31 protein-coding genes are annotated in these 19,776 nt (G+C 58.7%); 30 read left to right on the top strand and 1 reads right to left on the bottom strand.

Translation table 11 applies throughout. From position 1 onward, the window contains the following. Nucleotides 1-107 precede the first annotated feature (107 nt). Nucleotides 108-401, bottom strand: a complete 294-nt coding sequence (locus FHT92_RS01585) for a transcriptional regulator (protein WP_112547859.1) — start codon at nt 399-401, stop codon at nt 108-110. A 495-nt stretch (nt 402-896) separates the two neighbouring features. On the opposite strand from FHT92_RS01585, the gene rpsL reads away from it, so the two are divergent. The 30 genes from rpsL (at nt 897) to FHT92_RS01435 (ending at nt 19,671) form a co-directional block, all read left to right on the top strand. Next, nucleotides 897-1,268: a 30S ribosomal protein S12 gene (gene rpsL, locus FHT92_RS01580; RefSeq protein WP_003547537.1), complete on the top strand. Its 372-nt coding sequence runs from the start codon at nt 897-899 to the stop codon at nt 1,266-1,268. Nucleotides 1,269-1,373: 105 nt separating this feature from the next. Then, a complete protein-coding gene (gene rpsG / locus FHT92_RS01575) occupies nt 1,374-1,844 on the top strand; it encodes a 30S ribosomal protein S7 (RefSeq protein ID WP_112571934.1) in 471 nt (156 codons plus the stop codon). A gap of 29 nt (nt 1,845-1,873) precedes the next feature. Continuing rightward, on the top strand, nt 1,874-3,973 hold the full coding sequence (fusA, locus tag FHT92_RS01570) for an elongation factor G (RefSeq protein WP_183743780.1): 2,100 nt from the start codon (nt 1,874-1,876) through the stop codon (nt 3,971-3,973). A gap of 66 nt (nt 3,974-4,039) precedes the next feature. After that, nucleotides 4,040-5,215: an elongation factor Tu gene (tuf, locus tag FHT92_RS01565; RefSeq protein ID WP_183743778.1), complete on the top strand. Its 1,176-nt coding sequence runs from the start codon at nt 4,040-4,042 to the stop codon at nt 5,213-5,215. A gap of 308 nt (nt 5,216-5,523) precedes the next feature. After that, on the top strand, nt 5,524-5,832 hold the full coding sequence (gene rpsJ, locus FHT92_RS01560) for a 30S ribosomal protein S10 (RefSeq protein ID WP_003547547.1): 309 nt from the start codon (nt 5,524-5,526) through the stop codon (nt 5,830-5,832). Between the two features lie 33 nt (nt 5,833-5,865). Beyond that, nucleotides 5,866-6,507 carry a 50S ribosomal protein L3 gene (rplC, locus tag FHT92_RS01555; protein ID WP_183743776.1) on the top strand — a complete coding sequence of 214 codons (642 nt, stop codon included), beginning with the start codon at nt 5,866-5,868 and terminating at the stop codon, nt 6,505-6,507. 13 nt (nt 6,508-6,520) lie between these two features. Continuing rightward, entirely contained in the window at nt 6,521-7,141 is a 621-nt protein-coding gene (gene rplD / locus FHT92_RS01550; RefSeq protein ID WP_007812861.1) for a 50S ribosomal protein L4, read from the top strand. Continuing rightward, nucleotides 7,138-7,431, top strand: a complete 294-nt coding sequence (locus FHT92_RS01545) for a 50S ribosomal protein L23 (protein ID WP_007812862.1) — start codon at nt 7,138-7,140, stop codon at nt 7,429-7,431. Before rplD ends, FHT92_RS01545 begins: the two co-directional genes overlap by 4 nt. 11 nt (nt 7,432-7,442) lie before the next feature. Continuing rightward, on the top strand, nt 7,443-8,279 hold the full coding sequence (gene rplB, locus FHT92_RS01540; protein WP_183743774.1) for a 50S ribosomal protein L2: 837 nt from the start codon (nt 7,443-7,445) through the stop codon (nt 8,277-8,279). 15 nt (nt 8,280-8,294) lie between these two features. Further along, nucleotides 8,295-8,573 (top strand): 30S ribosomal protein S19, encoded by a 279-nt coding sequence (gene rpsS / locus FHT92_RS01535; protein WP_007531666.1) that lies wholly within the window; start codon nt 8,295-8,297, stop codon nt 8,571-8,573. 2 nt (nt 8,574-8,575) lie between these two features. Then, nucleotides 8,576-8,965: a 50S ribosomal protein L22 gene (gene rplV / locus FHT92_RS01530; protein WP_007812866.1), complete on the top strand. Its 390-nt coding sequence runs from the start codon at nt 8,576-8,578 to the stop codon at nt 8,963-8,965. Then, nucleotides 8,965-9,699, top strand: a complete 735-nt coding sequence (rpsC, locus tag FHT92_RS01525; RefSeq protein ID WP_112572305.1) for a 30S ribosomal protein S3 — start codon at nt 8,965-8,967, stop codon at nt 9,697-9,699. The genes rplV and rpsC overlap by 1 nt, the downstream gene beginning before the upstream one ends. 38 nt (nt 9,700-9,737) lie before the next feature. Next, entirely contained in the window at nt 9,738-10,151 is a 414-nt protein-coding gene (gene rplP / locus FHT92_RS01520; protein ID WP_003573792.1) for a 50S ribosomal protein L16, read from the top strand. 12 nt (nt 10,152-10,163) lie between these two features. Continuing rightward, nucleotides 10,164-10,364, top strand: a complete 201-nt coding sequence (rpmC, locus tag FHT92_RS01515) for a 50S ribosomal protein L29 (protein WP_018115518.1) — start codon at nt 10,164-10,166, stop codon at nt 10,362-10,364. Nucleotides 10,365-10,376: 12 nt separating this feature from the next. After that, complete coding sequence (rpsQ, locus tag FHT92_RS01510) at nt 10,377-10,616, top strand: 30S ribosomal protein S17 (RefSeq protein WP_018115517.1); 240 nt, start codon at nt 10,377-10,379, stop codon at nt 10,614-10,616. 262 nt (nt 10,617-10,878) lie between these two features. Continuing rightward, nucleotides 10,879-11,247 (top strand): 50S ribosomal protein L14, encoded by a 369-nt coding sequence (gene rplN, locus FHT92_RS01505; RefSeq protein ID WP_003573790.1) that lies wholly within the window; start codon nt 10,879-10,881, stop codon nt 11,245-11,247. Between the two features lie 12 nt (nt 11,248-11,259). Next, nucleotides 11,260-11,568, top strand: coding sequence for a 50S ribosomal protein L24 (gene rplX / locus FHT92_RS01500; protein WP_183743772.1), 309 nt, complete (start codon nt 11,260-11,262; stop codon nt 11,566-11,568). Further along, the gene (rplE, locus tag FHT92_RS01495; RefSeq protein WP_007812878.1) at nt 11,561-12,118 is read left to right on the top strand and encodes a 50S ribosomal protein L5; all 558 of its coding nucleotides are present in this window, start codon (nt 11,561-11,563) and stop codon (nt 12,116-12,118) included. The genes rplX and rplE overlap by 8 nt, the downstream gene beginning before the upstream one ends. A gap of 32 nt (nt 12,119-12,150) precedes the next feature. After that, nucleotides 12,151-12,456, top strand: coding sequence for a 30S ribosomal protein S14 (gene rpsN, locus FHT92_RS01490; RefSeq protein WP_018115514.1), 306 nt, complete (start codon nt 12,151-12,153; stop codon nt 12,454-12,456). A gap of 12 nt (nt 12,457-12,468) precedes the next feature. Then, nucleotides 12,469-12,867 carry a 30S ribosomal protein S8 gene (rpsH, locus tag FHT92_RS01485; protein ID WP_112572299.1) on the top strand — a complete coding sequence of 133 codons (399 nt, stop codon included), beginning with the start codon at nt 12,469-12,471 and terminating at the stop codon, nt 12,865-12,867. A 41-nt stretch (nt 12,868-12,908) separates the two neighbouring features. Continuing rightward, a complete protein-coding gene (rplF, locus tag FHT92_RS01480) occupies nt 12,909-13,442 on the top strand; it encodes a 50S ribosomal protein L6 (protein WP_018115513.1) in 534 nt (177 codons plus the stop codon). 12 nt (nt 13,443-13,454) lie between these two features. Then, the gene (gene rplR, locus FHT92_RS01475) at nt 13,455-13,817 is read left to right on the top strand and encodes a 50S ribosomal protein L18 (protein ID WP_097593488.1); all 363 of its coding nucleotides are present in this window, start codon (nt 13,455-13,457) and stop codon (nt 13,815-13,817) included. Between the two features lie 130 nt (nt 13,818-13,947). Next, nucleotides 13,948-14,517 (top strand): 30S ribosomal protein S5, encoded by a 570-nt coding sequence (gene rpsE, locus FHT92_RS01470; RefSeq protein ID WP_112572295.1) that lies wholly within the window; start codon nt 13,948-13,950, stop codon nt 14,515-14,517. Nucleotides 14,518-14,530: 13 nt separating this feature from the next. Further along, nucleotides 14,531-14,740 (top strand): 50S ribosomal protein L30, encoded by a 210-nt coding sequence (gene rpmD, locus FHT92_RS01465; protein ID WP_007812887.1) that lies wholly within the window; start codon nt 14,531-14,533, stop codon nt 14,738-14,740. 16 nt (nt 14,741-14,756) lie between these two features. Continuing rightward, nucleotides 14,757-15,230, top strand: a complete 474-nt coding sequence (rplO, locus tag FHT92_RS01460) for a 50S ribosomal protein L15 (protein ID WP_183743768.1) — start codon at nt 14,757-14,759, stop codon at nt 15,228-15,230. A 235-nt stretch (nt 15,231-15,465) separates the two neighbouring features. Next, nucleotides 15,466-16,806, top strand: a complete 1,341-nt coding sequence (secY, locus tag FHT92_RS01455; protein ID WP_183743766.1) for a preprotein translocase subunit SecY — start codon at nt 15,466-15,468, stop codon at nt 16,804-16,806. Beyond that, nucleotides 16,803-17,453: an adenylate kinase gene (locus FHT92_RS01450; RefSeq protein WP_183743764.1), complete on the top strand. Its 651-nt coding sequence runs from the start codon at nt 16,803-16,805 to the stop codon at nt 17,451-17,453. Before secY ends, FHT92_RS01450 begins: the two co-directional genes overlap by 4 nt. A 218-nt stretch (nt 17,454-17,671) precedes the next feature. Next, nucleotides 17,672-18,040 (top strand): 30S ribosomal protein S13, encoded by a 369-nt coding sequence (gene rpsM, locus FHT92_RS01445; protein WP_183743762.1) that lies wholly within the window; start codon nt 17,672-17,674, stop codon nt 18,038-18,040. Nucleotides 18,041-18,173: 133 nt separating this feature from the next. Beyond that, complete coding sequence (gene rpsK, locus FHT92_RS01440) at nt 18,174-18,563, top strand: 30S ribosomal protein S11 (RefSeq protein WP_003547577.1); 390 nt, start codon at nt 18,174-18,176, stop codon at nt 18,561-18,563. Nucleotides 18,564-18,660: 97 nt separating this feature from the next. Next, nucleotides 18,661-19,671 carry a DNA-directed RNA polymerase subunit alpha gene (locus FHT92_RS01435; protein ID WP_183743760.1) on the top strand — a complete coding sequence of 337 codons (1,011 nt, stop codon included), beginning with the start codon at nt 18,661-18,663 and terminating at the stop codon, nt 19,669-19,671. Nucleotides 19,672-19,776: the final 105 nt, after the last annotated feature.

The following is a 19,776-nucleotide window of genomic DNA, read 5'->3' as shown; positions in this document are numbered from 1 at the left end:
GAGTATGGCGACGACGACGGTTTGAATGCCGGCCAAAAACGGAAAGGGTGTCGGCGGGAAAGACGAAGCCTCCACCAGCGTGCAGGCTCCATTTCTCGTATATAGGCTCAGCTGAAGCGGATGATCGAAACCTCGCCATCCAGCGCACCTTGATAGGCAGAGGCATGCGGCTCTTCGGAGGGCACTTCGGTCAACATGCCGATCTGGTCGAGGTCGGCCTCGATGAAGCCTTCTTCGGCAAGTGCGTTCAGGGCTTCGCGTACGGCGCTGTCGTCATCGGCGGCTTTCAGCATGACATGCAGATCCACGCCCTCGCTCGTATCGGATTCGTAGCCTTTGCCGATGATGATGAAGATCATCGGTCCGTCGAAATTGTTGTCGTTGTCCGGTGTCCCGATCATCCCTTTGTCCTTCGGCTATATGAGAATCGCAATATGCAGACCCCATATCAGGGCTTGATGTCCGCAATACCGATTCCTATCTGTTTTTGCTGCGATGCCCAAGTTTATCTTGCCGGGTATCGTTAATCGCCCTAAAGAGCCTGTAAACAGCGCGCGCACAGGGCTTTTCAAGTTGTTGGGACGGAGATTATTTCTTAACCGGCCTTGACGAACAGGGTGGAAACCAGTAGTACGCCCGCCATCAGATCCCATGTGAGGTTTGGCTGTTTGGGGCGACGCGCCCTGAAGATCGCCTCAAACAAGGTTCTATACGCACGTTGAAGTCATGATGCTGCACGCATGACGCATCTCTTTTGCGTCCTCTGCTCTATGTGGTCCATCTGCGGAAGCGGATCGGGCCATATTTTGCGCATTGAGGGAAATATGTGTGGCAATGCCGGAAACGGCGAAGTTCGAGCCCGCAAGGGTACTGAGACAAACGTAAGGGATGGTTGAATGCCTACCGTAAACCAGCTGATCCGCAAGCCTCGCCAGGCGAACGTAAAGCGTAATAAGGTTCCCGCTCTTCAGGAGAACCCGCAGAAGCGCGGCGTTTGCACCCGCGTCTACACCACGACGCCGAAGAAGCCGAACTCGGCTCTGCGTAAGGTCGCAAAGATCCGCCTCACCAACGGCTTCGAAGTCATTGGTTACATTCCCGGCGAAGGTCACAACCTTCAGGAACACTCTGTCGTCATGATCCGTGGCGGCCGCGTCAAGGACCTTCCGGGTGTCCGTTACCACATTATCCGCGGCGTTCTCGATACCCAGGGTGTCAAGAACCGCAAGCAGCGCCGTTCCAAGTACGGTGCGAAGCGTCCGAAGTAATTTCGCCCCGGGCGATACCGCCCGGAACGCTTGAAAGTGAGTTTCCGGCGCTGCGCGAGGTCCTCCGCGTGGTGAAGCGCCTTAACAGTTAAAGAGACGAGAAGTATGTCCCGACGTCATAAAGCAGAAAAGCGCGAGATCAATCCGGACCCGAAGTTCGGTGACCTCGTAGTTACGAAGTTCATGAATGCCATCATGCTGGACGGCAAGAAGTCCGTCGCTGAAAGCATCGTATACGGCGCATTTGACTCCGTGCAGAACAAGTCGAAGCAGGAGCCGCTGACGGTCTTCCATTCCGCGCTCGACAACATTGCTCCGCACGTCGAAGTCCGCTCGCGCCGCGTCGGTGGTGCGACCTACCAGGTTCCGGTCGATGTTCGTCCGGAGCGCCGCCAGGCTCTCGCCATCCGCTGGCTGATCGCTGCTGCTCGCAAGCGCAACGAGACCACCATGATCGATCGTCTTTCGGGCGAACTTCTCGATGCCTCCAACAACCGCGGTTCCGCGGTCAAGAAGCGCGAAGACACGCACAAGATGGCTGACGCCAACCGCGCGTTCTCGCACTATCGCTGGTAATCCCGAACGATATCGAAAGGCAGTCCATTATGGCTCGCGAATATAAGATCGAAGACTACCGCAATTTCGGTATCATGGCGCACATCGACGCCGGCAAGACCACGACCACCGAGCGTATTCTTTACTACACCGGCAAGTCGCACAAGATCGGTGAAGTCCACGATGGCGCAGCCACGATGGACTGGATGGAGCAGGAGCAGGAGCGCGGCATTACGATCACGTCCGCTGCTACCACGACCTTCTGGAAGGGCCGTGACGGCAAGATGCGCCGCTTCAACATCATCGACACCCCCGGCCACGTCGACTTCACCATCGAAGTCGAGCGTTCGCTGCGCGTTCTCGACGGCGCCATCGCGCTGCTCGATGCCAACGCTGGTGTTGAGCCGCAGACCGAAACCGTCTGGCGTCAGGCTGAGAAGTATCATGTTCCGCGTATGATCTTCTGCAACAAGATGGACAAGACCGGCGCGGACTTCTATCGCTCGGTCGAGATGATCAAGACCCGTCTGGGTGCGATCGCTGTCGTCATGCAGCTGCCGATCGGCGCTGAAAGCGACTTCAAGGGCGTTATCGACCTGGTCGAGATGAACGCTCTCATCTGGCGCGACGAATCGCTCGGCGCCCAGTGGGACGTCGTCGAGATCCCGGAAGACATGAAGGCCAAGGCTGAAGAATATCGCGAAAAGCTGATCGAGACCGTTGTCGAGATTGATGAAGCCGCGATGGAAGCCTATCTCGAAGGCAACATGCCTGACAACGACAAGATCCGCGAACTCGTTCGTCGCGGCACGATCGACGTCAAGTTCCACCCGATGTTCTGCGGCACTGCATTCAAGAACAAGGGCGTTCAGCCGCTGCTCGACGCTGTTGTCGATTACCTGCCGTCGCCGCTCGACATTCCCGCGATCAAGGGTATCGACTTCAAGACCGAGGCCGAAATCGAGCGTCATGCAGACGATGCCGAGCCGCTTTCCATGCTCGCATTCAAGATCATGAACGACCCCTTCGTCGGTTCGCTCACCTTCGCCCGCATCTACTCTGGTAAGCTCGAAAAGGGCTCGTCGGTCATGAACACGGTCAAGGACAAGCGCGAGCGCGTCGGCCGCATGCTGCAGATGCACTCCAACTCGCGTGAAGACATCGAAGAAGCCTTTGCCGGTGACATCGTTGCTCTCGCAGGTCTCAAGGAAACCACCACGGGTGACACGCTCTGCGATCCGTTGAAGCCGGTTATCCTCGAGCGCATGGAGTTCCCGGAGCCGGTCATCCAGATCGCTATCGAGCCGAAGTCCAAGGGCGACCAGGAAAAGATGGGCCTCGCGCTCAACCGCCTGGCAGCAGAAGATCCGTCCTTCCGCGTGAAGACGGACCAGGAATCCGGTCAGACGATCATTGCCGGCATGGGCGAACTGCATCTCGACATCATTGTCGACCGTATGCGCCGTGAGTTTAAGGTTGAAGCAAACGTCGGCGCGCCGCAGGTTGCTTACCGCGAAACCATTACGCGCCAGCACGAAGAAGACTACACGCACAAGAAGCAGTCCGGCGGTACCGGCCAGTTCGCGCGCGTCAAGATCGTCTTCGAACCGAATCCGGATGGCGACGACTTCAAGTTCGAATCCAAGATCGTCGGCGGTGCTGTTCCGAAGGAATACATCCCGGGCGTTCAGAAGGGTATTGAAAGCGTTTTGTCTTCCGGTCCGCTGGCTGGCTTCCCGATGCTGGGCGTCAAGGCGACGCTCATCGACGGTGCCTTCCACGACGTCGACTCCTCGGTCCTGGCATTCGAAATTGCTTCCCGCGCTTGCTTCCGTGAAGCGGCAAAGAAGGCTGGAGCTCAGCTCCTCGAGCCGATGATGAAGGTCGAAGTCGTTACCCCGGAAGATTACGTCGGCGACGTTATCGGCGACCTCAACTCCCGCCGTGGTCAGATCCAGGGTCAGGAAAGCCGCGGTGTGGCCGTTGTCATCAACGCCAATGTACCGCTGGCCAACATGTTCAAGTACGTCGACAACCTGCGCTCCATGTCGCAGGGCCGTGCTCAGTACACGATGACTTTCGATCATTACGCGCCGGTCCCGTCGAACGTCGCAACCGAAATCCAGGCAAAGTATTCCGGTCAGAAGTGACCGGAATACCAATTGTCCGATAACAAGAATTAGCGCCCCTCAGGGCCAAAGAATGGAGAGCCGAAAATGGCAAAGAGTAAGTTTGAGCGCAACAAGCCGCACGTCAACATTGGCACGATCGGCCACGTTGACCATGGCAAGACGTCTCTGACGGCAGCGATCACGAAGTACTTCGGTGAGTTCAAGGCGTATGACCAGATCGACGCTGCACCGGAAGAAAAGGCGCGCGGCATCACCATTTCGACGGCTCACGTCGAGTATGAGACGCCGAACCGCCACTATGCGCACGTCGACTGCCCCGGCCACGCCGACTATGTCAAGAACATGATCACCGGTGCCGCGCAGATGGACGGCGCGATCCTGGTCTGCTCTGCCGCTGACGGCCCGATGCCGCAGACGCGCGAGCACATCCTGCTCGCCCGCCAGGTTGGCGTTCCGGCGATCGTCGTGTTCCTGAACAAGGTCGACCAGGTTGACGACGCCGAGCTTCTCGAGCTTGTCGAACTGGAAGTGCGCGAACTTCTGTCGTCCTACGACTTCCCGGGCGACGACATCCCGGTCGTCAAGGGTTCGGCGCTTGCTGCGCTTGAAGATTCTGACAAGAAGATCGGTGAAGACGCGATCCGCGAGCTGATGGCTCAGGTCGACGCCTACATCCCGACGCCTGAGCGTCCGATCGACCAGCCGTTCCTGATGCCGATCGAAGACGTGTTCTCGATCTCGGGCCGCGGTACGGTTGTGACCGGCCGCGTCGAGCGCGGTATCGTCAAGGTTGGCGAAGAAGTCGAGATCGTCGGCATCCGTCCGACCTCGAAGACGACGGTGACCGGCGTTGAAATGTTCCGCAAGCTGCTCGACCAGGGCCAGGCTGGCGACAACATCGGCGCTCTGGTTCGCGGCGTGAACCGTGACGGCGTCGAGCGTGGCCAGATTCTCTGCAAGCCGGGCTCTGTCAAGCCGCACAAGAAGTTCAAGGCCGAAGCCTACATCCTGACGAAGGAAGAAGGCGGCCGTCATACGCCGTTCTTCACGAACTACCGTCCGCAGTTCTACTTCCGCACGACGGACGTGACCGGCATCGTGACGCTTCCGGAAGGCACGGAAATGGTCATGCCTGGCGACAACGTCACGGTTGACGTCGAGCTGATCGTTCCGATCGCGATGGAAGAAAAGCTTCGCTTCGCGATCCGCGAAGGCGGCCGCACCGTCGGTGCAGGCATCGTCGCTTCCATCATCGAGTAATTCATTCGGCTGCCCCCGGCGGGGTGGCCGATTCGATGACATTATTATGATGCAAGCGGCGCAAGCCGCTTGCTTATTACACAGAAATGTTGCAAATGGCGCGCGAGCGCGATTTGCGTACCGCTTTGGATAACGAAGCGGCGACTAAAACAAACAATAAGGTGGGCTAAAAGGCCCTGAAGAATGGATAGGGATGCCGCATGCGGCGTCGCTCTCGATCTTTGAAACCGGTGGTCCGCCTTAGGAAGAAAGAAAAACCCGTGTCTTGTCCAAAGACATGCGGAAAACAAACACAAGGATAACGTCGAATGAACGGCCAAAATATCCGCATTCGCCTGAAGGCGTTCGATCACCGGATTCTCGATGCTTCCACGCGCGAGATCGTGTCGACGGCGAAGCGCACCGGTGCAAGCGTCCGGGGCCCCGTTCCGCTTCCGACCCGCATCGAGAAGTTTACGGTTAACCGGTCCCCGCACATCGACAAGAAGAGCCGCGAACAGTTCGAGATGCGCACGCATAAGCGCCTGCTCGACATCGTAGACCCGACCCCGCAGACGGTAGACGCGCTGATGAAGCTCGATCTCGCCGCCGGTGTCGATGTTGAGATCAAGCTCTGAGCTTGCTCGAGCTGAGTTGGAAGGATTGAACCGATGCGTTCAGGTGTGATTGCACAGAAGGTGGGAATGACCCGCGTCTACAACGACGCCGGCGAGCATGTCCCTGTAACGGTACTGCGTTTGGATGGCTGCCAGGTTGTGGCCCAGCGCACCGTAGAAAAGAATGGCTATACCGCGCTTCAGCTCGGTGCTGGCCAGGCCAAGGTAAAGAACACGTCTAAGGCCATGCGCGGCAACTTTGCCGTCGCTAATGTTGAGCCCAAGGCCAAGCTTCAGGAATTCCGCGTTTCGGAGGACCATCTGCTTGATGTTGGTACCGAACTCAAGGCCGGCCACTTTGCTGCGGGCCAGCTCGTCGATGTCACCGGCACGACGATCGGTAAGGGTTTTGCCGGCGCTATGAAGCGCCATGGTTTCGGCGGTCTTCGCGCCACGCACGGTGTGTCCGTTTCGCACCGTTCGCATGGTTCGACGGGTTCGCGCCAGGATCCGGGCAAGGTTTTCAAGAATAAGAAGATGGCTGGTCACATGGGCCAGACGCGCGTGACGACGCAGAACCTTGAAGTGGTTTCGACCGATGAAGATCGCGGTCTGATCCTGATTAAGGGTGCAGTACCCGGTTCCAAGGGTGCCTGGATCATCGTGCGCGACGCCGTCAAGTCGGCCGCGAAGTAAGGGAGCCAGACCAATGGAATTGAACGTCAAGACCCTCGAGGGAAAAGACGCTGGGAAGGTTTCCCTTTCGGAAGCGATTTTCGGCCTTGAGCCCCGTGAAGATATTCTCGCCCGCGTTATCCGCTGGCAGCTTGCCAAGAAGCAGCAGGGCACGCACCAGGCAAAGGGCCGCGCCGACGTCTGGCGCACCGGCGCCAAGATGTACAAGCAGAAGGGTACGGGCCGCGCTCGTCACCATTCGGCTCGTGCTCCGCAGTTCCGCGGCGGTGGTAAGGCTCACGGCCCGGTTGCTCGCAGCCACGAACATGACCTTCCCAAGAAGGTTCGTGCACTTGGCCTGCGTCATGCGCTGTCCGCTAAGATCAAGGCAGACGAACTGATCATCATCGATGATCTGGTCGCCAACGAAGCAAAGACCAAGGCTCTGGCCGGCGTATTCGCAACGCTGGGCCTCACCAACGCCCTCTTCATCGGCGGCGCCGAGCTCGACGGTAACTTCAAGCTCGCTGCCCAGAACATCCCCAACATCGATGTTCTGCCGATCCAGGGCATCAACGTTTACGACATCGTCCGCCGCGGCAAGCTCGTGCTTTCCAAGGCTGCCGTTGAAGCGCTAGAGGAGCGATTCAAGTGACCGATCTCCGCCACTACGATGTGATCGTTTCTCCTGCGATCACCGAAAAGTCCACGCTGGTATCGGAAAACAACCAGGTTGTTTTCAATGTCGCCAAGAAGGCGACGAAGCCGGAAATCAAGGCTGCGGTCGAGGCGCTCTTCGGCGTCAAGGTTACGGCTGTCAACACTCTGCTGCGCAAGGGCAAGACCCGTCGTTTCCGCGGTTTTGTCGGCAAGCAGCAGGACGTGAAGAAGGCTGTCGTGACGTTGGCTGAAGGCCAGACGATCGACGTCTCCACCGGTCTCTGAGGAATAAAAAGATGGCATTGAAAACTTTCAATCCGACGACCCCGAGCCAGCGCCAGCTGGTCATCGTCGACCGTTCGGGCCTCTACAAGGGCAAGCCGGTCAAGGCGCTGACGGAAGGTCTGACCAAGAGCGGCGGTCGTAACAACCTCGGCCGCATCACGGCCCGCTTCATCGGCGGCGGTCACAAGCGTACCTATCGCATCATCGACTTCAAGCGTCGCAAATTCGACGTTGAAGGCACGGTTGAGCGTATCGAATACGATCCGAACCGCACGGCTTACATCGCGCTCGTCCGCTACTCCGACGGCGAACAGGCCTACATCCTCGCTCCGCAGCGTCTTGCTGCCGGCGACAAGGTCATCGCTTCCGACAAGGCTGTCGACGTCAAGCCCGGCAATACGATGCCGCTGCAGTACATCCCGGTCGGCTCCATCATCCACAACGTGGAAATGAAGCCGGGCAAGGGCGGCCAGATTGCCCGCTCTGCCGGTTCCTACGCGCAGCTCGTCGGCCGTGACCAGGGCATGGCGATCCTTCGCCTGAACTCGGGCGAACAGCGCCTCGTGCACGGCACCTGCCTTGCTTCGATCGGTGCGGTGTCGAACCCTGACCATGCCAACATCAACGACGGCAAGGCCGGTCGTACTGTTTGGCGCGGCAAGCGTCCGCATAACCGCGGCGTCGTCATGAACCCGGTCGACCATCCGCATGGCGGTGGTGAAGGCCGAACCTCGGGCGGCCGTCATCCGGTTTCGCCGTGGGGCAAGCCGACCAAGGGCAAGCGCACCCGGTCGAACAAGTCGACCGACAAGATGATCATGCGCTCGCGTCATCAGCGTAAGAAGTAAGAGAGGAAGTCCTCAATGGCTCGTTCAGTATGGAAAGGTCCGTTTGTTGACGGCTATCTTCTCAAGAAGGCTGAGAAGGTTCGTGAAGGCGGACGTGCAGAAGTAATCAAGATCTGGAGCCGTCGCTCCACGATCCTGCCGCAGTTCGTTGGTCTCACCTTCGGCGTCTACAACGGCAGCAAGCATGTTCCGGTCAGTGTCAATGAAGACATGGTCGGTCACAAATTCGGTGAATTCTCTCCGACGCGTACCTATTACGGTCACGGCGCGGACAAGAAGGCAAAGAGGAAGTAACGATGGGTAAGGCTAAAGCCGAACGCCGGCTGAAGGACAACGAGGCGCAAGCAGTCGCCCGTACGCTCCGCGTCAGCCCACAGAAGCTCAACCTGGTTGCCGCGGCTATCCGCGGCAAGAAGGTCGAGCGTGCACTCGCTGAGCTGGAATTCTCCCGCAAGCGTATCGCTGGCGCCGTCAAGAAGACGCTCGAATCTGCGATCGCCAACGCTGAGAACAATCATGACCTCGACGTCGACGCTCTCGTCGTCGCCGAGGCCTATGTCGGCAAGTCGATCGTCATGAAGCGCTTCCACGCTCGCGGCCGTGGCCGCGCATCGCGGATCGAACGTCCGTTCGCTCACCTGACGATCGTCGTTCGTGAAGTGCAGGCACAAGAGGAGGCCGCATAATGGGTCAGAAAATCAATCCGATTGGTTTCCGTCTTGGCATCAACCGTACCTGGGATAGCCGCTGGTTTGCGGACAATGCCGAGTATGGCCAGCTCCTGCACGAAGACCTGAAGATGCGTAAGTTCGTCATGAGCGAACTGAAGCAGGCCGGTATCTCCAAGGTGGTCATCGAGCGTCCGCACAAGAAGTGCCGCGTCACGATCCACTCGGCCCGCCCGGGCCTGATCATCGGCCGCAAGGGCGCCGACATCGACAAGCTCCGCAAGAAGCTGTCGGACATGACGAACTCCGAAACGCACCTCAACATCGTTGAAGTGCGCAAGCCGGAAATCGACGCAACGCTCGTTGCTCAGTCGATCGCCCAGCAGCTCGAGCGCCGCGTGGCTTTCCGTCGCGCCATGAAGCGCGCCGTTCAGTCCGCGATGCGTCTTGGCGCCGAAGGCATCAAGATCACCTGCGCCGGCCGTCTCGGCGGTGCGGAAATCGCTCGTACGGAATGGTACCGCGAAGGCCGCGTTCCGCTGCATACCCTGCGCGCTGACATCGACTACGGTACGGCTGAAGCCGAAACCGCATTCGGTATCTGCGGCATCAAGGTCTGGATCTTCAAGGGCGAAATCCTTGAGCACGATCCGATGGCTTCCGAACGCCGCGCGCTGGAAGGCGACGCACAGGGCCCGGCAAGCCGCGAACGCGACCGTGGCGATCGTCGCCGCGAACGCGACAACGCGTAATTAGCGCTGGCGAAAGATAAGCTCGGAGAAGTAAGAAAATGTTGCAGCCAAAGCGTACTAAGTACCGCAAGCAGTTCAAGGGCCGCATCAAGGGCGTTGCCAAGGGCGGTTCCGACCTTGCCTTCGGTGAATTCGGCCTGAAGGCTCAGGAGCCCAACCGCGTTAATGCTCGCGAGATTGAAGCGGCCCGCCGCGCGATCACGCGTTACATGAAGCGCGCCGGCCGTGTTTGGATCCGCGTGTTCCCGGACGTTCCGGTAACCGCAAAGCCTACCGAAGTCCGTATGGGTAAGGGTAAGGGTTCCGTGGAATACTGGGCATGCAAGGTCAAGCCTGGTCGTATGATGTTCGAGATCGATGGTGTCTCCGAGGAAATCGCGCGTGAAGCGCTTCGTCTCGGCTCGGCCAAGCTCTCGGTCAAGACGCGCTTTGTACAGCGCATCGCAGAGTAAGGAGAAGGCACGATGAAAGCCGAAGAAGTACGCGGCCTCACGGCCGACCAGCTCAAGGACAAGCTCGCCGACCTGAAGAAGGAGCAGTTCAATCTGCGCTTCCAGAAGGCGACGAACCAGCTTGAAAAGACCTCGCGCATCAACGAAGTCCGCAAGGATATCGCCCGCGTGAAAACCATTGCCCGCCAGAAGGCGGCGGAAGCAAAGGCGTAAAGGAAGAAGAACATGCCGAAGCGCATTTTGCAGGGCGTCGTCGTTGGCGACAAGAACGAGAAGACTGTCGTAGTTCGCGTTGAGCGTCGTTTCGCTCACCCGCTGCTCCAGAAGACCGTTCGTCGTTCCAAGAAGTACAAGGCCCACGACGAAAACAATCAGTACAAGATCGGTGATATCGTCTCCATCGAGGAGTGCGCACCGATCTCCAAGGACAAGCGCTGGACGGTCGTTGCCGCCCAAGCCAAGTAAGAATTTTGCGCGAGGCCTTGCGTCTCGCGGAAATTTCTGTATGAAGCAGCGTCGGAACGCTCGAATGCCGGGCGTTCTTTTGCTTTAAGCGCACGGAAGGTCCCATCTGGGAAACCACCCTGGCAACGATCTACCCCCGCGCTATTCAAGCTATTGCCGCGTTTTCGCTGTCCTTGTGACGAGCGGCCGGTAGACAATTTTCATAAGCCGGAAGAGGGGGCTTTGCCCAACCATTCCGGTAAGAACAAGAAGGCGACCTGATATGATTCAGATGCAAACAAACCTCGACGTCGCGGATAATTCCGGCGCACGTCGTGTCATGTGCATCAAGGTGCTGGGCGGCTCGAAGCGCAAGTATGCCTCGATCGGCGACGTCATCGTCGTTTCGATCAAGGAAGCTATTCCGCGCGGCCGTGTAAAGAAGGGTGACGTGATGAAGGCGGTTGTCGTTCGTACCGCCAAAGACATCCGTCGTCCGGATGGCTCTGTCATCCGCTTCGATACCAACGCAGCAGTCCTCATCGACAACAAGAAAGAGCCGATCGGCACCCGTATCTTCGGACCGGTTCCGCGCGAACTTCGCGCAAAGAACCACATGAAGATCATCTCGCTGGCTCCCGAAGTACTGTAAGGAGCGAGAACGATGCAGAAGATTCGTAAGGGCGACAAGGTCGTCATGCTCGCTGGTAAGGACAAGGGCCGCACTGGCGAAGTCCTCCAGGTCCTGCCGAAGGAAGATCGCGCCGTGGTGCGCGGCGTAAACGTTGTAAAGCGCCATCAGCGCCAGACGCAGACGCAGGAAGCCGGCATCATTTCGAAGGAAGCTTCGGTCCATCTGTCCAACGTCGCCATCGTCGACAAGGACGGCAAGCCGACCCGCGTTGGCTTCAAGGTTGTTGACGGCAAGAAGGTCCGCGTGGCTAAGCGTTCGGGAGAAGTGATCGATGGCTGAGGCAAAGTACGAGCCGCGGCTCAAGAAGGAATATGTCGAGCGGATCCGTAAGGCGATGCAGGAGAAGTTCTCCTACGCCAACGAGATGATGATCCCGAAGCTCGACAAGATCGTTATCAACATGGGTGTGGGCGAAGCGACGGCTGATTCTAAGAAGCCGACCGTTGCTGCTGCCGACCTGGCTGCCATCGCTGGCCAGAAGCCGGTCATCACCCGCGCACGTAACTCTATCGCTGGCTTCAAGGTCCGCGAAAACATGCCGATCGGCGCGAAGGTCACCCTGCGCGGCGCCCGCATGTACGAGTTCCTGGATCGCCTGGTCAACATCGCGCTTCCGCGCGTTCGCGACTTCCGCGGCCTGAACCCGAAGAGCTTTGACGGCCGTGGCAACTTCGCCATGGGCATCAAGGAGCACATTGTGTTCCCAGAAATCAACTACGACAAGGTTGATCAGATGTGGGGCATGGACATCATCGTTTGCACGACGGCAACGACCGACGACGAAGCTCGCGCGCTCCTCACGGAGTTCAGCTTCCCGTTCCGTCAGTAACCGTAACGACGAGCGTAGAAAAGGAACCTGACATGGCGAAGACAAGCGCAGTTGAAAAGAACAAGCGCCGCCGTAATACGGTCGCAAACCAGGCTGCCAAGCGCGCAGCTCTGAAGGCGATCATCATGAACCAGGCTCTTCCGATCGAAGAGCGGTTCAAGGCCTCGATCAAGCTGGCATCCCTGCCGCGCGACGGATCGAAGACCCGCATTCGCAACCGTTGCGAAGTGTCCGGTCGTCCGCGCGCTTACTACCGTAAACTGCGTATGTCGCGTATCGCGCTGCGCGAACTGGGCAATCTCGGCAAGGTGCCGGGCATCGTCAAGTCGAGCTGGTAAGGAGCAGGTTAGATGACAATGACTGATCCGTTGGGCGATATGCTCACCCGTATCCGCAACGGCGCTTCGCGTCGCAAGTCGTCGGTTTCGACGCCTGCTTCCAAGCTCCGTGCGCGTGTTCTCGATGTGCTCCAGGCTGAAGGTTACATCCGTGGCTATTCCGTCGTCGATTTCGGCAACGGCAAGTCCGAGCTCAATATCGAACTCAAGTACTATGAAGGCGCATCGGTGATCCGCGAGATCGGCCGTGTGTCCAAGCCGGGCCGCCGGGTTTATGTCTCGGTCAAGTCCATTCCGCAGGTCGCGAACGGCCTCGGCATCACCATCCTTTCGACCCCGAAGGGCGTGATGGCCGATCACCAGGCTCGCGAACAGAACGTTGGTGGCGAGGTTCTCTGCTCGGTCTTCTAAGACTGCGCAGGGTCTCCATAGCGAACAGACAGGATTGAAACATGTCTCGTATCGGTAAGAAGCCCGTTCAGGTGCCTGCTGGGATCACGGCTACGGTCGATGGCCAGAAGGTTACTGCTAAGGGCCCGAAGGGCGAGTTGTTTTTCGTCGCAAACGACGAAATCAGCGTGAAGCTCGAAAACAATGCGGTCGTCGTAGCGCCGATCAGCCAGACGAAGGAAGCTCGTTCGAAGTGGGGCATGTCCCGCACGATGATCGAAAACATCTTCAAGGGCGTCAAGGACGGCTTCGAGCGCAAGCTTGAAATCAACGGCGTTGGTTACCGCGCTTCGCTGCAGGGCAAGAACCTGCAGCTGGCTCTCGGTTTCAGCCACGACGTGGTCTATGAACCGCCGCAGGGCATCACGATCGCTGTGCCGAAGCCGACGGAAATCGTCGTCACCGGCATCAACAAGCAGCAGGTCGGTCAGGTCGCCGCCGAGATCCGCGAATACCGCGGTCCGGAGCCCTACAAGGGCAAGGGCGTCAAGTATGCCGAAGAGCGGATTGTCCGCAAAGAAGGCAAGAAGAAGTAAGGATCACGCGAAATGGCTAGCAGGAAAGAAGCACTTGCACGTCGTGCCAACCGCGTGCGCCGTCATCTCAAGTCGGTGGCCAATGGCCGTCCGCGCCTGTCGGTTCATCGCTCGTCGAAGAACATCTACGCACAGATCATCGACGATGTTGCCGGCAAGACGCTTGCCGCTGCATCGACCCTCGACAAGGATCTGCGCGGTTCTCTGAAGACCGGTGCCGACACAGCAGCAGCTGCCCTCGTTGGCAAGCTCGTTGCAGAGCGCGCATCGAAGGCAGGCGTTACCGAGGTCGTATTCGACCGTGGCGCCTTCATCTATCACGGCCGTATCAAGGCCCTGGCAGATGCAGCCCGCGAAGGCGGTCTGACCTTCTAATAGTTTCCGGCCGAAGCCTTTCTGGTCTTCGGCCGGATGTCACTGGACCGCAAATCGTTCCCTTTGGGAAGCTGGTGCGGTCCTCATTTTGTTTGCCGATTGCACCCGGAAAAGAAAAAGGAAGAGGACAATGGCACAGGAAAGAAGGCCGCAGCGGGAAGACCGCCAGAGCCGCGAAGAGCGCGATAGCGAATTCGTCGACAAGCTGGTCGCGATCAACCGCGTCGCTAAGGTTGTTAAGGGTGGCCGTCGCTTCGGCTTCGCCGCTCTCGTCGTCGTTGGCGACCAGAAGGGTCGTGTAGGTTTCGGTCATGGCAAGGCGCGCGAAGTGCCGGAAGCTATCCGCAAGGCAACCGAAAGCGCAAAGCGCGACATGATTTTCGTACCGCTGCGTGACGGCCGTACGCTGCATCATGACGTTCATGGCCGTCATGGCGCCGGCAAGGTTCTGCTGCGTTCGGCCAAGGTCGGTACCGGTATCATCGCCGGTGGTCCGATGCGCGCCGTTTTCGAAACGCTCGGCGTCCACGACGTCGTCGCCAAGTCGACTGGTTCGTCGAACCCCTACAACATGGTTCGCGCTACCTTCGACGCTCTGAAGCACCAGGTTCACCCGAAGGACATCGCAGCCCAGCGCGGCATTAAGTATGCTACGCTCCAGGCTCGCCGTGCCGCTTCTGGCAACGCCTCTGAAGAATAAGAGGAGCTGACCAATGGCCAAGGCTACCAAGAAGGCTGAAGCGAAGACTGTTACGATCGAACAGATCGGCAGCCCGATTCGCCGTCCGGACGTCCAGCAGCGCACGCTGATCGGTCTCGGACTGAATAAAATGCACCGTCGCCGCACGCTGGAAGATACTCCGGCCGTTCGTGGCATGATCCGTGCAGTCCAGCATCTCGTTCGCGTCGTCGACGAGAAGTGAGCCCGGAGTAACGCTCATGAAACTCAATGAAATCAAAGACAACGAAGGCTCTACCCACAGCCGCAAGCGCCTCGGCCGCGGTATCGGCTCGGGCTCCGGCAAGACCGGTGGTCGCGGTGTAAAGGGTCAGAAGTCCCGTTCGGGCGTCGCCATCAACGGCTTCGAAGGCGGTCAGATGCCCATCTACCGTCGCCTGCCGAAGCGCGGCTTCACCAACATCTTCGCGGCCGACTACGTCGTCGTATCGCTGGCACGCATCCAGGCTGCCGTCGATGCCGGCAAGCTCGACGCGAAGTCAACCGTTGATGCAGCTGCTCTGAAGGCCGCTGGCGTCATCCGCCGCGCCAAGGATGGCGTTCGCGTTCTCGCCGATGGCGAGCTCAAGGCCAAGCTCACGCTCGAAGTTGCAGGCGCTTCCAAGTCAGCCATCGAGAAGATCGAAAAGGCCGGCGGCAAGGTAACGCTTCTTTCTGCCGCAGCGGCAGAATAATAAACTCATGATATATCGCCCGGGGTGCTTCACACCGGGCGATTTTGCTCCCATATGTGAGCCTCACAAAAACCTGCTTGGACGCATCCGCGTCGAGACAGTAAGACTGAAAACGAGGGTGAGGCATAGGGTTGCGCCAGCGATCCGTCCGAAGCCCGGTTTTTAAAAGAAATTCATACTGATTCCGGTGCCGGCCGACTCGAGAGCGCCCGGAATTGGTAGCGCGGAGAAACGCATGGCTTCTGCAGCGGAACAACTGGCTTCAAACCTCAATTTTTCGACCTTCGCCAAAGCCGAGGATCTTAAGAAGCGCCTGTGGTTCACACTGGCAGCTCTCCTTGTCTACCGGCTGGGTACCCATATTCCGCTTCCGGGCCTCAATCCGCAGGCATACGCCCAGGCCTTCCAGGGCCAGGCAGGAGGCATTCTCGGCCTCTTCAACATGTTCTCGGGCGGCGCTGTACAGCGCATGGCGATCTTCGCCCTCGGCATCATGCCCTACATCTCCGCTTCGATCATCGTGCAGCTTATGACCTCAGTCGTTCCGGCGCTCGAAAACCTGAAGAAGGAAGGTGAGCAGGGCCGCAAGATCATCAACCAGTACACCCGTTACGGCACGGTCATCCTCGGCGCGCTCCAGGCTTACGGCATTGCCGTCGGTCTCGAGAGCGGCAATGGCCTTGTCGTCGATCCGGGCTGGTTCTTCAAGATTTCGACCGTTCTGACGCTACTCGGCGGTACCATGTTCCTGATGTGGCTCGGTGAGCAGATCACCTCGCGCGGCATCGGCAACGGCATTTCGCTAATCATCTTCGCAGGCATTGCCGCCGGTCTTCCGACCGCTCTTGCCGGTACTCTGGAACTCGGCCGTACTGGCGCGCTGTCGACGACGCTCATCCTGGCCGTCATCGTCGTCGCAATCGCCGTCATTGCCGTCATCGTCTTCGTTGAACGTGCACAGCGCCGTCTGCTCATCCAGTATCCGAAGCGCCAGGTCGGCAACCGCATGTTCCAGGGCGATACCTCGCACCTGCCACTGAAGCTGAACACCTCGGGCGTCATCCCGGCTATCTTTGCATCGTCGCTGCTGCTTCTGCCGGCGACGCTCGCAGGCTTTGCCAGCACGACGGCGATGCCCGCCTGGGCGACCTCCATCGTTGCAGCGCTCGGCCATGGCCAGCCGCTCTACATGGTGCTTTATGCAGCTCTGATTGCTTTCTTCGCCTTCTTCTATACGGCCATCGTCTTCAATCCGAAGGACACTGCCGACAATCTGAAGAAGCACGGCGGCTTCATCCCCGGCATTCGTCCGGGCGACCGTACCGCTGAATATATCGACTATGTGCTGACCCGTATCACAGTGATCGGCGCTATCTATCTCGTCTTCGTCTGCATTCTGCCGGAGATTCTGGTGTCGCAAACCGGCATCCCATTATCCCTTGGTGGGACTTCGCTTTTGATCGTGGTTAGCGTAACTCTTGATACGGTGGCACAGATCCAGGGCCACCTGATCGCACAGCAGTACGAAGGCCTGATCAAGAAATCGAAGCTGCGTGGAGGAAAGAGGGGGCGATGAGACTTATACTTTTGGGGCCGCCGGGCGCGGGTAAGGGGACCCAGGCCCAGCGGATCGTGGAAAAGCACGGCATTCCGCAGCTTTCCACGGGTGATATGCTGCGCGCCGCCGTTCAGGCCGGTACTGAAGTCGGCAAGCGGGCCAAGGCTGTCATGGACGCCGGAAACCTGGTCTCGGACGAGATTGTCAATGCCATCGTCTCCGAACGAATCGATCAGCCCGATTGCGCCAACGGTTTCATCCTCGACGGCTTCCCGCGCACGCTCGTGCAGGCAGATGCAACGGAGGCGATGCTGAAGGCCAAGGGTCTCGATCTCTCTGTTGTCATCGAATTCCGTGTCGACGACAAAGAGCTGGTCCGCCGCGTGGCAGGTCGTTACTCCTGCGCCGAGTGCGGCACCGTCTATCACGACTCGGACAAGATCCCGGCCAAGGAAGGCGTCTGTGATAAGTGCGGTTCGACCCACTTCAAGCGTCGTCCCGACGATAATGCCGAGACCATGACAAAGCGTCTCGAGGTCTACTACAAGGAAACCTCACCGCTGATCGGCTATTATTATGCCAAGGGCAAACTGAAGTCCGTGGATGGTATGGCCGAAATCGATCAGGTTACGACCGAGATCGAACGCATTCTTTCCGAGCTTTAAAGCTTTGAAAATAAACTTGGCGGGAGCGGTTGCTTTTTTGCACTGATTCCGCTAAACCGCGCCAACTCGCGACATTCCCTGCGATCGGCGCGGATTTCCCGAAGGAAGTCCGGGTTCGATCGTTTTGTGATGTTACGAACCCGAATTAATCGAGCGGCCTCTGGCTGCATAACGAAGCTCTATTGCCGGATGGCAACTGGAATGCAAGGAGAATAGGCGTGGCACGTATCGCTGGCGTCAACATCCCGACTGCAAAGCGCGTCGTCATCGCGCTGACCTACATTCACGGGATTGGATCGAAATTCGCGCAGGAAATCGTCGAGAAGGTCGGTATTCCGGCTGATCGCCGCGTTCATCAGCTGACGGATGCTGAGATCCTTCAGATCCGCGAAACCATCGACCGTGACTATCAGGTCGAAGGTGATCTTCGTCGCGAAACCGCGATGAACATCAAGCGTCTGATGGACCTCGGCTGCTACCGCGGCCTGCGTCACCGTCGTGGCCTTCCGGTCCGTGGTCAGCGCACGCACACCAATGCCCGTACCCGCAAGGGTCCCGCAAAGGCGATCGCTGGTAAGAAGAAGTAATTTCCGGGAGACCGGAGTGAGGAGGCTGGCGGTCTGCGCCGGCCTCTTTTGAGTTTGGAGCGGAGTCATATAGGCGCCGCTCCGGTGTAGCCGCTGGGATTACGGCGGTGAAGAGATCAACGAAAGGAATACCATGGCTAAGGAAGCCGTCCGCGTTCGCCGTCGCGAGCGTAAGAATATCTCGTCGGGTGTCGCTCACGTCAACTCGACCTTCAACAACACGATGATCACCATCACCGACGCGCAGGGCAATGCGATTGCCTGGTCGTCTGCTGGCGCCAAGGGCTTCAAGGGCTCGCGCAAGTCGACCCCGTTCGCTGCCCAGATCGCTGCCGAAGACTGCGCCAAGAAGGCTCAGGAACATGGCATGAAGTCGCTGGAAGTCGAAGTCTGCGGCCCGGGTTCCGGCCGTGAATCGGCTCTGCGCGCGCTCCAGGCTGCCGGTTTCATGATCACGTCCATCCGCGACGTGACCCCGATCCCGCACAATGGCTGCCGTCCGCGCAAGAAGCGCCGCGTCTGATCATCGCTATCGTCACTGGTGAGCGCCTCGGCGCTCCCGGTGGTTTTCAAGCTCGGTTGCCACGATTGGATGGTGGCAACGAACGGAAGGCAAAATTATGATTCAGAAGAACTGGCAGGAATTGATCAAGCCGAACAAGGTGGAGTTCTCTTCGAGCTCGCGCACCAAGGCGACTCTCGTTGCAGAGCCACTTGAGCGCGGTTTCGGCCTCACTCTCGGCAACGCGCTGCGCCGCGTGCTGCTCTCCTCTCTGCGCGGTGCCGCTGTTACGGCCGTGCAGATCGACGGCGTGCTGCATGAATTTTCCTCGATCCCGGGCGTTCGCGAGGACGTTACGGACATCGTGCTCAACATCAAGGAAATCGCCATCAAGATGGATGGCGACGATGCCAAGCGCATGGTCGTGCGCAAGCAGGGTCCGGGTGTTGTAACGGCTGGCGACATCCAGACGGTCGGCGATATCGAAATCCTCAACCCCGAGCATGTCATCTGCACGCTTGACGAGGGTGCCGAGATCCGCATGGAGTTCACCGTCAACAACGGCAAGGGCTACGTTCCGGCCGATCGCAATCGCGCGGAAGATGCTCCGATCGGCCTCATCCCGGTGGACAGCCTCTATTCGCCGGTCAAGAAAGTGTCCTACAAGGTTGAAAATACCCGCGAAGGACAGGTTCTCGACTACGACAAGCTGACCATGTCCATTGAAACCGATGGCTCTATTTCCGGCGAAGATGCCGTCGCTTTCGCGGCACGCATCCTGCAGGACCAGCTTGGCGTCTTCGTCAACTTCGACGAACCGCAGAAGGAAACCGAAGAGGAAGCAGTCACCGAACTCGCTTTCAACCCGGCTCTCCTCAAGAAGGTGGACGAGCTCGAATTGTCCGTTCGTTCGGCAAACTGCCTGAAGAACGACAATATCGTCTACATCGGCGACCTCATTCAGAAGACCGAAGCAGAAATGCTCCGGACCCCGAACTTTGGTCGCAAGTCGCTGAACGAAATCAAGGAAGTTCTCGCTTCCATGGGCCTGCACCTCGGCATGGAAGTGCCGGCATGGCCGCCCGAGAACATCGAAGATCTCGCGAAGCGCTACGAAGACCAATATTAAGAACCAAAAAGGCAGGCTCTTCACGGCTGCCTTTCCCCGTCAAACAGCAGGCCTATCGCCTGCATGTGCCAGGAAACGGCAGGCCCGGTAGCAAAGTAAGGGCAC

Origin of the sequence: Rhizobium sp. BK377 (assembly GCF_014193935.1) — a bacterium.
Lineage (GTDB): Bacteria > Pseudomonadota > Alphaproteobacteria > Rhizobiales > Rhizobiaceae > Rhizobium.
This window is presented reverse-complemented; position numbering and strand designations above follow the sequence as displayed.